We start from the raw sequence: 11,902 nt of genomic DNA on the forward strand, positions 1-11,902 counted from the left end.
GAAATGTGCGCAAAAGCCCGACTGCACGCCGGGCCGGGAGCTGGCCTGTGGGAGGAAGGGTCGGGCAGTCTTGACGTTATTCACCTGTTGTTTGTTTTTTTTAAGGTGTTCATGAGCTCCCTACGGTCGGTATTGGTTACTTTTGTTTCAAGACAAATTGCGTTAGCAATCATTCACACCAAAAAACAAACACAAGGGAATAACGTAACAGCCCTTCACGCGGCGACTGAGCGGGCCGATGCTTTAAATTAAGAGTTACTGATTATTAACGCAAAATAAGTGAGTCACAATCAGCGCCCCGATATGCTGCATACTTATCGCGCGCAAAAGATCCCTCCTCGCGTCGGGATGATATGATGTATATGTATAAAGCACTAACAATCAACAACTTAAATAGACACCATTATAAGCGAAATGGTAAAAGGTATCGCGCTTAGCTTTATATCCTTAACCTTTCAACGCTTCAATCTCTTTCAGTGTTTTAGGCAGATACTTACCCAACAAATGGCTGCCGTTATCGGTAATCAAAAAATTATCCTCGATGCGGATACCACCAAAATCGCGATAGGTATTTAACTCATCATAGTTAATAAAATCCAGGTATTTTTTCTCGGCCTGCCAGCGGTCTATTAGTTCGGGGATGATGTAAATACCTGGCTCAACGGTAACAACATAACCGCTTTCCAGCTCACGGCCCAGGCGAAGCGATTTAAGCCCGAATGTTGATGTTTCTTTGAGTAAGGTATCGGTATAACCCACGTATTGCTCACCCAGATCTTCCATATCATGTGTATCCATACCCAGCATATGGCCTAAGCCGCATTGAAAAAACATCGTATGCGCGCCAGCGGCAACTATTTCTGCCGGGTCGCCCTTCATCAGGTTTACCTGCACCAGGCCTTCGGCCAGTTTTTCACATGCGGCCAGGTGAATATCTCTATATCTAACTCCCGGTTTAAGCATGCTGATGGCATGATCCATGGAGGCAAGCACTATTTCATATAATTCTTTTTGCCTGCTGGTAAAACTACGCCCCACCGGGAAGGTGCGGGTAAGATCGCCGCCGTAATACATATTATTTTCGGCACCTATATCGCAGAGCACCATACGGCCTTCTTGTAAAGTGTTGCCGTAATAATGGGTATGTAAGGTTTGGCCATGCGTGGTAATAATGGCAGGGTAACCTAAATGCGCATTATGGGCAATGGCAACCTCATGTGCTTTAGCCACCAATTGATATTCTTTAATGCCAGGCACCGTGTTTTTAATAACGGCTAATTGCATATCAACGCTGATAGAAACTGCCTTTTCGAGCTCGGCTATTTCCAGCTCCGATTTAATCAGCCTTTGGGCAATAACAGCCTTAACTAATTTGAGCGATACTTGCCCCGCTACGTCGTTCAAGCTAATGTTAAGCCATGACGCCAATTTGATTTTGTTTTCAGGCCGATAAGGAGGCAAGATATGGACGCGCCTACCAGATGCAACGGCTTTATTTACATAGTCGACAACCTGGCCGTAGGGCTTTGTTTTATTAATGCCAACCTGCTCTGCCATTTCACTTACAGATGGTAGGGTACCTGTCCAAACAATGTCATCGATAGTTAACTCATTGCCGAAAATTACCTCTTCACCGGTTTCTGTATCAATAAGGGCCGCCAGCGTAGGTACATTTAATCCGAAGTAATAGAGGAAGCTGCTGTCTTGCCTAAAGGGGTAACAGTTGTCTTTATAGTTCATGCTGCTGTCTTCGTTGCCCAGCAACAAGATGATGCCGTCGATACCGACAGCGTTCTTTAATATAGCTCTGCGATTGGTGTAAACCTGTTTGTCAAAAAGATGAAGCTCCATGCCGCAAATATAGTAACTATTGAGGTATTGGTTTATGAGAGACGATGGCTAAAAAAGCAAGTTATTAAAAATGTAGGGCTGGGATTGAGAAAACAAGCTTATTACGCAGCGATACACGGCACTCGTTTGCGCCAGTGCTATAAATTAGATAGTATATTACTATAGTAAGATAATTTACGACCTATTGCACAAGTATTAATTACTTAATATCGAATAATATTACACGATATATATGTCAATTAGATATCAGCCTTCAATAAAGAACCTCTCCCGCTATTTGTACTTTATTCTTTTCTTTTTTATTCATGGTAGTGTAATGGCACAAAAAGGCAGTGATTTAGGTGAGGGAAGTGTTAAAATCAGTATGTTTTATGTACCTGCTGCGGATACTGCCAGAATGGATACTACAAACAGGGCCTTTATGAAGTTTCATTACTTTATTTTTCATCATAAGGTTTTGCGAAGAGATGCAAGCGATGGAATTGAGATAACAAAATCAGCTAATACCAAACCTTTAAATAAAAGTGATTCCAACATTAGTATCACTACAAGTTTATCTGCCCATATGGTAATTCCCTCATATGTGATTGATTGGGACAAAAAAACCATATCTACTTTTTTCTTAAAAAACGGAAAATCATGTATTTCAGAAGATTCAGTTCAAACATACACCCAGGATTTCTTTTACCGGTTGATGGCTATGGCAAGTACAAGTACAGCTCAAATATTAATTGATACTGCTCACGCGCAGCCTGTAATTGTTTGCGGAATTAAATGCATAAAAGCCAATTATTTACATTCCAGCCAATCCGGATGGCATCAATTTATTTATTTTAAAAAGGATCTTAATTTTATCTCTCCTTTAAACGGTCTTTTAAATAATAAATTTCCATTTCCTGTCATCAGTATTGATATGGAAGTTAAGGGTGATGCAAAAGAGCCCAATAAAATCACAGGGGTAATGAGGGGCCAGATTACCGAAATCGATACAAAAAAGCAGAACCCATTATTATTTGAATTGCCGCCAAATACGTTAATTTTAAAAAATGTACCCTATTCGGAAATGTATAAAAACAATTAGCCATATCTATACATTAGCAAGTAATTAAATCTTATTCACTTGATGTGTCAGATGGAACATACGCAACAGGCGTGCGCCAGTGTTTAACTGGGACCGGTCTGTTGATATAGGTTATTTTACAATAACCATATGTTCCTCAAAGCATCTTATCAATTCTTCAAGTCCGAGTAATAATTTTGTAACGTTCACTTTAAAAGGAGGTCTTTCCCAAGCTTCAAATCGATCTTTATCATTAAAACGTGGCCAAAAAACCATTTCGTAATAGTAATCCCAAGCTTTTCTTATAAATTTATTATCTGCTAAGGTTTTTAAATGTTTATTGGTATCGCTCTGATGAACATAATCGCCAAACAAATTAATAAAATCCGTCAATCCTTCAAGAATCTCATCCTCAAAATTTTTAACTTTAATAGCGTTATAAATTTTATGAATGTCGTAGATAGTAATCTTACCGGTAACTTGATTGCCAAAGTCGTTTAGCCAATGATGAAGGTTTTCAAACTCGTGGATGCTATTTATATTTTGAACTATAGTATTTTTAAGACCATTTAACGAATTGGTGGCAAATATCTTACCGGTTTTATACGTCAACAACATATCTGTACTTTCCTTATCGGTATCTGTGTACCATAATAGAAAAACAGGATCAGCAGTAAATAGAGGGCAGTATTTCAATATCCAGACATCGGTATTTTCTTTTAACGTTGTTGAACCCGTTTGTACATCCATTTTTATCAGACATTTTAGCGGCAAAGTAATAAATTCTATTCGCTTAGATATTCATTCATGCCGAAATATATGCAGAAAGCGCTGAATCAACTCATATCAATCAAACTCAACTTATACAATATATATTTCCGAATCATTTGATCATTACAAATTACCCGTGCGGTCTTATATTCTGGGAGATACGTTTTTTTTATACAACGACAGTATTCTTAGGCCGTATTTCTGGGATCCATCAGATAAGAAGTAGATTGATGGCAGCTTATGCCTGACAGATATACCGCCAAAGCAAAACCGGTATTGGTCAATTTCTTAAAATAGGTGATGCTATTCATTCAAACCCAACGGCTCTCCTACTCCCTATGCCTTCTCTTTTTCTTCTTATGCTTCTCTTCGGTATGTTTCTTTTTCTTAGTCGATTTTTTCTCCGATACTTTGGGTTTATCGGATAGCGGAGCGGCTTCCTTTTTAACCACCTCTTTTACTGCAGGTTTAGCTGCCGCGGCGCTATCTACCGGGCTGATGTCTTTTACGGTAAAATTATTATCCCTTAAGCCGTACTGTAATATCTTTTTCTGGCCGGTAGGCTTGGCATCTTTGCCGTTGCCTTCGTAAACCGGAAATTCGCGGATCAGGTTACCCTCTTTAATATAAAGGCGATCATCACCACGGTATCCTTTTTTTGTTTTGCTGGTGAGCTTCGGGAAGTCGATCTTTTGGCCTTTGGTTCCTCTAAACTCATAAGCATAAATATTGATATGGTTAGTGGTATCCTTGGCCTTGGCTTCTATCAATATTTCAGGATAGCCATCCATGTTCATGTCCGTATTATAAACATCAATAATGGCACCTTCCAGGTCGCCGTTGGTAGCGCTGTATTGCTTGCCGGTAGAATCCGACCGGAGAATCATATAGGCGCCGGTAGAATCCTTCCCTCTGCCCCAACTCAAAATATCAAAGTACTTGCCCGGCGAACTTTCTATCAGCTTATGGTAATGAAAGGGCTCCATTAGTGTATGCTTAGCCGTGGTTGGTTCAGCGGGCGTAACTGGTGCCTTGGTTTCGGATTGTTGCGTACACGAGGCTAACAAGCCAAGGCAGCAAAACGCAATAGCAATATAACAGGGGATGCGAAACATATTTTAAATATAAACATTTCTGTTAGTTAAAAATAATATCAGGTGGCAAATCTGTTTTAGGTCTACCGGGCATTGCCATATATACACGCAGGGTATTTGCGGCACCGGCAAAAAAGTATTTAACCGTTATTTTATGGAACCCCTTTTGCAACAAAACTTCTCCGCCATGCTCAAATGTGCTGTGTTTACCATCGTTATCAACAACCAGGTCATCATCAATCAGCACGGTTGAACCATCGGCAGAGATTGTTGAAAACAGATATTTACCTTCATTATCTATACGTATATATCCATTATATATTACGCCGAAGTACCGGTTATTTTTCCGGAAAGCAGAAGTGCCAAAATTTTTGATGATACCTGTATCAACCAAACGGGCATCATCTAACTGATCTACACCGGTAAATTTCCCTGCGAACACTTTATATTTAAAACCGGCAGCAGTACCCGTAAAATTAACCGCAGGCAAGGGGGGCATATTATTCATGATGGTATGCGTAACGGCGCTACGCTTGCCGGAAGGCGCTATCACAATGGTTTTTAATTCGCGGCTGGCGCTATCGGGAACCAGGATGTTCAACGGCGTTTTATATTCAAGGTCGGTTTCGCGCGGGGTATAACCGTCAATGGTATAGTATATTTTGGCACCGGCCACAGGGCTCTTCAGTTCAAATCTGAAGGTATTCCCCGTCATGATGGTGTCAACCACTCCGCTAGCGGTGGCTACGCGGTAATTTAGCCCGGCAGCATCTATTTTTGCCAAATGGACAGGCACCCGTGTTTCGGCAAAGTCGATGTAGTTTTTGTTGGCCAAAGGTGTCCATGCAATTTCTGCCAGGGCAAATAAGCGCGGCAGCAACATATATTCTAACTTATACTCTGTGGCAATATATTCCGTCCATATATTAGCCTGTACACCGATGATGTATTTTTGATCTGAAGGATCCAACACTACCGGTACCGGGTTATAATTGTAAGTTTTTTGGAGCGAAAGGTAACCGCCGATGCTTAAAGGCTCCAGGTTTGATTTGCCTTGGGCGTGGTCAAAATACAAATAGTTACCGGGCGTCATAATCACGTTATGGTGTTGCTGCGCAGCGGTAATACCGCCAGATTCGCCCGTCCAGCTCATCACCGTAGCATTAGGTGCCAGGCCGCCCTGTAATATCTCGTCCCAGCCGATAATGGTGCGCCCTTTGCTGTTTACAAATTTTTCTATCCGTTGGATAAAATAGCTTTGCAGCCCCTCTTCGTTTTTCAACTTCAATTTTTTGATCAGCTTTTGGCAAAATTTAGATTTCCGCCACGCATCTTTGGCAACCTCGTCGCCACCAACGTGAATCAGTTTGCTCGGAAATAAAGCCATCACCTCGGTGAGCACGTTTTCTAAAAACGTAAAAGTATACTCAGTCGGGCAATAAATATCAGGGAAACCGCCCCAGGTCTCTCCTACTTTGTAGGTACGGGTGGGCTCGCAGCTTAATTCCGGGTAAGCGGCAACGGCTGCTTCCGAGTGACCTGGCATATCAATTTCGGGTACTACGTTGATATATCTGTCGGCAGCATATTTAACCACCTCCCGAATCTGGTCCTGGGTATAAAATCCGCCGTAGGGCGTATTATCATATTGCAGCGGAAAATGATCATGGTAATTGCCTATCATCGTCCGGCTTCGCTGACTGCCAACCTGGGTTAAGCGCGGATATTTTTTGATCTCGATACGCCATCCCTGGTCATCAGTTAAATGCCAGTGAAAATTATTGAGTTTGTAAGCGGCCATCAGGTCGATATACTTTTTTACAAAATCGATGGAAAAGAAGTGCCTGGATACATCCAGGTGCAGGCCACGGTAGCCTAAGCGTGGGTAATCGTCAATCTCTACACAGGGCAATTTGGCTACTCCTGCCCTCTCGGTTGGCATTAATTGGATAAGCGTTTGTATCCCGTAAAAAAGCCCTGCGCCTTTACCGGCGATAGTAATATGATCGGGCGTGATGCTTAAATGATAGCCCCCCTCGGGAAGGTTTTCGGCACCAACCGAAGTTAGCTTAACTACGTTTGTATTAACACTGTTATCTATAGTGCTGATTTTATGGTAACCCCAGTTATTGGTGAGGTATGAAGCCAAAAAAGTAACCGCTTTATTGGATGGGGTATCGGCCTGAATCGCCGTTTCCATACTTAACGAAAACGTACCGGTAGCTTTTTTGATGGATACCGGGGCAGGTATGATGTTCAAATTAGGATTAGCATCCTGAGCGGTGGCAATAACAGTGCTTGTAGTGAAAATGAGCAGTAGAAAATATTTAATCATTGTAACCAATTAAGAGCAAAAACGTGAAGATAGCAGATTTTATAAACAAAAAGGGCTATTAGTTTATAAAATATTGCCAAAAGTGTCACACAAATGCAAATTTGGTAAAATGCTTAACAATTAAAAAGTTGAAATAGCAAAAAAAGTGGCAGAAGCATCAATGCTTCTGCCACAATATTATATCAACTGCAGATCATCCGAAAAACGGATGAAAAGAAACAATTATACGATGATCATGTGCTCTTTACCGGCCAGGTAGCGCTCGGCCTCAAGTGCTGCCATACATCCAGTTCCGGCAGCGGTGATAGCCTGGCGGAAAATATGGTCCTGGGCATCGCCGCAGGCAAAAACACCTTCTATATTGGTTTGAGTTGAATCGGGATGGGTGATGATATACCCGGTGGCATCCATATGGATCTGCCCCTTAAATATATCAGTATTAGGATGGTGGCCTATGGCTACAAAAAAGCCAGTCACATCTAATGTCCGTTCTTCCTGTGTTACGTTATTCAGTACCCTTACACCGGTTACATTTTGCCCGTCGCCAACAATTTCCTGAGTTTCAACATTGTAAATAATTTCGATGTTGGGTGTATGCATTACGCGGTGAACCATGGCTTTTGAGGCACGGAACTCATCGCGCCTAACCAGCATATATACTTTGCGGCAAAGCTTAGCCAGGTAGGTAGCCTCTTCGGCAGCGGTATCGCCTGCGCCAACAATAGCCACATCTTGCCCACGGAAAAAGAAACCATCGCAAACGGCACATGCAGAGACACCGAAGCCATTGTATTTTTGTTCGGAATCCAAACCCAGCCATTTAGCAGATGCACCAGTAGAAATAATTACGGTATCGGCCAAAATAGTTTTATTCTCGTCAACCACAACTTTATGTGGCAGCGCTGAAAAATCAACAGAACTTACATACCCAAAACGGATATCGGTACCAAAACGCTCGGCCTGTAAACGGAATTGCTCCATCATTTCGGGCCCTGTAATGCCGTCGGGATAACCCGGAAAATTTTCCACTTCGGTAGTTTGTGTTAACTGGCCACCAGCCAGCATACCGGTGTACAAAACGGGTTTAAGATCGGCACGGGCCGCATAAATTGCAGCAGTATAACCGGCAGGGCCTGAGCCAATGATAAGGCATTTAACGTGTTCTTGTTCTTGAGACATTCTATTCTATATTGTTGTGCAAATTTAGTTTTTTTGCCGCATTGATTCAATAGCTGATGGTCAGTAAAATGCCATTGTTTATGGAGGAGAAAGCAGGAGGCAAGAAGCGAGAAGCAGGAAGCAAATTGTGGGCGAGAGACAGGCGGCAGGATATAAGAAGCGAGAGGCAAGAATAGAGGTAACGGGATGAAGAACAAGGTAGTTGCCGCGCGGTTATTGATTTGACCTGTTAACGCAAAACCGTCATCAACACGATAAACGAAATCATAATCAACACAAGGCCTGCGTAAAATGAGCCAGAACCATTTGGCTTATAAGCCCCTTCATCAACCAGCGTTCTTTCAGGATTTCCAGGATCGTAAACAACGTTAAGCAATTGGCCAACAGTATAATTATGCAAATCCGTTAAATTATACCTTATCAGTTTTTTTTGACAATCAGCCGTCTCAAAGCTAATTTCAGCTTCGTAACAATCGTCACCTTTATCATTAATTTGAAGAATAACACCTGTAACCTTTCTTCCCTTCCTGAATAAACGTTTCCTATCGCGGTGATGCAACAGTCCCGAGCAAACAAGGCCTATTCCGGCTATTAACAATACTATTACCGTTTGCAATGGCATTTTAAATTACGACAGGCATTTCTAAAAACCCTGTGCATTTTTAACCTCTTAAACCCAAAATCAACAATCCTATCGAAACCAATATCAATACCGTGCCCACGCTTATAAACATGGGGCTTGTGGGTTTAGATCGCACATCATCCACTAAAAATCGCCCTGGGTTAAGCGGATCATAGATCACCTTTACAGCTTCACCCTCTTTATAACTCCATTTATTTCCGCCAACGCCGTAGGTTTCGGTTACCCAGTCGTCGTCGGCAGTTAAAAACCTCACTACCGGGTAGTAAATGGTGCTACGGCTATACCCATTATTAATCACCTGGACAATTACCCCCTCGGCCCGGATTCCTGAGCGGAGCAGGCTTCTGCGTTCATTACGCTTCAGGATCCCTATCAGCAAAACACCAAAGCCGATAGCAAATAACACCAGTACTGTTTCAATCGATTCCATCTTAGGTTTTGATTTAACGCCGGTATCGAACCTCCACTATAACCCGCAATACCGCTTTTAAATACGGCTTAAATTTAGTTATATTTCGTCAATTCCACCCGGTTACTTTATCAGTAATAAAGTATTAAATGGGAGGTCGAATTTCTCGTTGAAACATCCAAGCGGAAGTAAGTTAGCTTTGCTAAAAACCATTAAATTACTGATTATCAAACAAAAATATCCACCAAGCGTAATTGCAAAAATTTCAAAACCGGCCAACCGGAAGAAAACAGGGATGACGTTTGCACCTTACAGATTACCAACCACAGATAGAAAATGTGCGCAAAGGCCAGACTGCACGCCGGGCCAGGTGTTGGCCTGTGGGCGGAAGGATCGGGCAGTCTTGACTTTATTCACCCGTTGTTTGTTTTTTTAAGGTGTTCATGAGCTCCCTACGGTCGGTTTTTGGTTCTTTTTGTGTCAAGACAAAATTGCGATAGCAATCATTCACACCAAAAACAAACACCAGTGAATAACGAACAAAGCCCTTCCCGCGGCGTTTGAGCGGGCCGATGCTCTAAATTAAGAATACAGCATATTAGAGCAACAATATACCTATTGACAATCAACAACTTATATAATCCAAATCATAAGCCGCATTAAAAAACACATCGTGCAAGGCCATGCCACACGTCCTTCGACTACTGAGCCTGACGAAGTATCAGGATGACCGCTTGCGCGCACAAAAAAAGGACGTGTTATACTGAGTAAGGATCCGGCCCTAAATTAAGAATACTGATTTTCGAAAAAACAAAATACACTAATAATCAACAACTTAAAAAACGTCATTATAAATATTAAACCTTCTTTCTGTGGTATGAAATAACAAAGGAACGCCACTTGTAGCGGACCATACCGAGCTTCATTCCTCAGGTCTGTATCACCCCCACATTAAAAACCCTTTCAATAGGTGCGTGGTTAGCAGCTTCTATACCCATAGATATTACTTTACGGGTATCAAGCGGATCAATCACCCCGTCAACCCAAAGGCGGGCGGCGGCATAATAAGGGGTGGTTTGGGAGTTATAACGATCTGTTGTTTCTTTAAGCAATTCGTCTTCCTGTTCCTGGGTAACCACTTCGCCTTTGGCTTTCATGGATGATGCCTGCATTTGCACTAAAGTTTTTGCCGCCTGCGAACCGCCCATCACCGCTATTTTGGCCGATGGCCAGGCGTAGATCAATCGCGGATCATAAGCCTTACCACACATGGCATAATTACCTGCTCCGTAAGAGTTACCCACTACAACGGTAATTTTCGGCACTACCGAATTGGCTACAGCGTTTACCATTTTAGCACCATCCTTAATAATACCGCCTTGTTCCGAGCGGCTGCCTACCATAAAGCCGGTAACATCCTGTAAAAACACTAATGGAATTTTCTTCTGGTTACAATTCATGATGAACCGGGTAGCTTTATCTGCCGAGTCGGAGTAGATCACGCCGCCAAACTGCATCTCCCCTTTTTTTGATTTCAATATGGTACGCTGGTTAGCTACAATACCAACCGCCCAGCCATCCACACGGGCCAGCCCGCAAATAATGGACCGACCGTACAAGGCCTTGTATTCTTCAAACTCAGATTGATCAACCAGCCTTTTAATTACCTCTAACATATCGTAAGGCTTATCGCGGTTTTCGGGCAAAATACCATAGATATCTTGTTCATCCAATAAAGGCGCCGAGGGTTTGATGCGGTCAAAACCCGCTTTGGGCGTATCGCCTGTCATGCTCATGATCTTACGGATAGAATCCAGGCAAGCCTGGTCATTAGGATGCTTATAATCGGTAACGCCCGATATTTCGCAGTGCGTGGTAGCGCCGCCTAAAGTTTCGTTATCCACCTCCTCGCCTATGGCAGATTTAACCAGGTATGATCCCGCCAGGAAAACCGAACCTGTGCCATCTACAATCATGGCCTCGTCGCTCATAATGGGCAGATAAGCCCCCCCTGCCACGCACGAACCCATAATGGCGGCTATCTGGATAATGCCATGACTGCTCATCCAGGCATTATTGCGGAAAATGCGCCCAAAGTGTTCTTTATCCGGAAAGATCTCGTCCTGCAAAGGCAGGTATACGCCGGCTGAATCAACCAAGTAAATAATAGGCAAACGGTTTTCCATCGCAATTTCTTGCGCGCGAAGATTTTTTTTTGCCGTAATGGGGAACCAGGCCCCGGCCTTCACGGTAGCATCATTAGCCACAACAACACATGCCCTGCCGCTAACGTAACCAATACCGCATACTACACCGCCCGACGGGCAGCCACCATGCTCGGCATACATGCCATCGGCGGTAAACGCGCCAACTTCAAGCCAGGGTTTATCTTTATCAATTAAATAGCTAACCCGCTCACGCGCCAGCATTTTGCCTTTTTCCTTTTGTTTGGCAGCGGCTTTTTCGCCACCACCCTGGAATATTTTTTTGAGTTTGGTTTTAAGTTCATAAACCAATTGCTTATTAATATCTTCGTTCTTGTTAAATTCCAGGTTCATAA

10 protein-coding genes are annotated in these 11,902 nt (G+C 42.7%); 2 read left to right on the top strand and 8 right to left on the bottom strand.

Going from position 1 to position 11,902, the window contains the following annotated elements; all coding sequences use genetic code 11:
- The first annotated feature begins 3 nt into the window (after positions 1-3).
- Positions 4-252 carry a hypothetical protein gene (locus MUCPA_RS01605; protein WP_008504069.1) on the top strand — a complete coding sequence of 83 codons (249 nt, stop codon included), beginning with the start codon at positions 4-6 and terminating at the stop codon, positions 250-252.
- A 195-nt stretch (positions 253-447) separates the two neighbouring features.
- Here MUCPA_RS01605 and MUCPA_RS01610 read toward each other — a convergent pair whose 3' ends face one another.
- Positions 448-1,851, bottom strand: coding sequence for an aminopeptidase P family protein (locus MUCPA_RS01610; RefSeq protein WP_008504070.1), 1,404 nt, complete (start codon positions 1,849-1,851; stop codon positions 448-450).
- Positions 1,852-2,083: 232 nt separating this feature from the next.
- Between MUCPA_RS01610 and MUCPA_RS01615 the strand changes: the two genes are divergently transcribed.
- Positions 2,084-2,932, top strand: a complete 849-nt coding sequence (locus MUCPA_RS01615) for a hypothetical protein (protein WP_008504071.1) — start codon at positions 2,084-2,086, stop codon at positions 2,930-2,932.
- 111 nt (positions 2,933-3,043) lie between these two features.
- On the opposite strand, the gene MUCPA_RS01620 is transcribed toward MUCPA_RS01615, so the two are convergent.
- The 7 genes from MUCPA_RS01620 to MUCPA_RS01650 all read right to left on the bottom strand — a co-directional run bounded on the left by MUCPA_RS01620 (position 3,044) and on the right by MUCPA_RS01650 (position 11,900).
- Positions 3,044-3,661, bottom strand: a complete 618-nt coding sequence (locus MUCPA_RS01620; RefSeq protein WP_008504072.1) for a hypothetical protein — start codon at positions 3,659-3,661, stop codon at positions 3,044-3,046.
- 350 nt (positions 3,662-4,011) lie between these two features.
- Positions 4,012-4,797, bottom strand: a complete 786-nt coding sequence (locus MUCPA_RS01625) for a hypothetical protein (protein ID WP_008504073.1) — start codon at positions 4,795-4,797, stop codon at positions 4,012-4,014.
- Positions 4,798-4,819: 22 nt separating this feature from the next.
- Positions 4,820-7,111: a family 20 glycosylhydrolase gene (locus tag MUCPA_RS01630; RefSeq protein WP_008504074.1), complete on the bottom strand. Its 2,292-nt coding sequence runs from the start codon at positions 7,109-7,111 to the stop codon at positions 4,820-4,822.
- 222 nt (positions 7,112-7,333) lie between these two features.
- Positions 7,334-8,290, bottom strand: a complete 957-nt coding sequence (gene trxB / locus MUCPA_RS01635) for a thioredoxin-disulfide reductase (protein WP_008504075.1) — start codon at positions 8,288-8,290, stop codon at positions 7,334-7,336.
- Positions 8,291-8,519: 229 nt separating this feature from the next.
- Positions 8,520-8,912 (bottom strand): DUF3592 domain-containing protein, encoded by a 393-nt coding sequence (locus MUCPA_RS01640; protein ID WP_008504076.1) that lies wholly within the window; start codon positions 8,910-8,912, stop codon positions 8,520-8,522.
- 40 nt (positions 8,913-8,952) lie between these two features.
- Positions 8,953-9,363 (bottom strand): DUF3592 domain-containing protein, encoded by a 411-nt coding sequence (locus MUCPA_RS01645; protein ID WP_008504077.1) that lies wholly within the window; start codon positions 9,361-9,363, stop codon positions 8,953-8,955.
- Between the two features lie 908 nt (positions 9,364-10,271).
- Positions 10,272-11,900: an acyl-CoA carboxylase subunit beta gene (locus tag MUCPA_RS01650; RefSeq protein ID WP_008504078.1), complete on the bottom strand. Its 1,629-nt coding sequence runs from the start codon at positions 11,898-11,900 to the stop codon at positions 10,272-10,274.
- Positions 11,901-11,902: the final 2 nt, after the last annotated feature.

The organism is Mucilaginibacter paludis DSM 18603, from assembly GCF_000166195.2.
GTDB lineage: Bacteria > Bacteroidota > Bacteroidia > Sphingobacteriales > Sphingobacteriaceae > Mucilaginibacter > Mucilaginibacter paludis.

Bases quoted from the DNA above. Each gene is read 5' to 3' on its own strand.
- MUCPA_RS01605 (WP_008504069.1), top strand. From the start codon at position 4: ATGTGCGCAAAAGCCCGACTGCACGCCGGGCCGGGAGCTGGCCTGTGG.
- MUCPA_RS01610 (WP_008504070.1), bottom strand. From the start codon at position 1,851: ATGGAGCTTCATCTTTTTGACAAACAGGTTTACACCAATCGCAGAGCT.
- MUCPA_RS01615 (WP_008504071.1), top strand. From the start codon at position 2,084: ATGTCAATTAGATATCAGCCTTCAATAAAGAACCTCTCCCGCTATTTG.
- MUCPA_RS01620 (WP_008504072.1), bottom strand. From the start codon at position 3,661: ATGGATGTACAAACGGGTTCAACAACGTTAAAAGAAAATACCGATGTC.
- MUCPA_RS01625 (WP_008504073.1), bottom strand. From the start codon at position 4,797: ATGTTTCGCATCCCCTGTTATATTGCTATTGCGTTTTGCTGCCTTGGC.
- MUCPA_RS01630 (WP_008504074.1), bottom strand. From the start codon at position 7,111: ATGATTAAATATTTTCTACTGCTCATTTTCACTACAAGCACTGTTATT.
- trxB (WP_008504075.1), bottom strand. From the start codon at position 8,290: ATGTCTCAAGAACAAGAACACGTTAAATGCCTTATCATTGGCTCAGGC.
- MUCPA_RS01640 (WP_008504076.1), bottom strand. From the start codon at position 8,912: ATGCCATTGCAAACGGTAATAGTATTGTTAATAGCCGGAATAGGCCTT.
- MUCPA_RS01645 (WP_008504077.1), bottom strand. From the start codon at position 9,363: ATGGAATCGATTGAAACAGTACTGGTGTTATTTGCTATCGGCTTTGGT.
- MUCPA_RS01650 (WP_008504078.1), bottom strand. From the start codon at position 11,900: ATGAACCTGGAATTTAACAAGAACGAAGATATTAATAAGCAATTGGTT.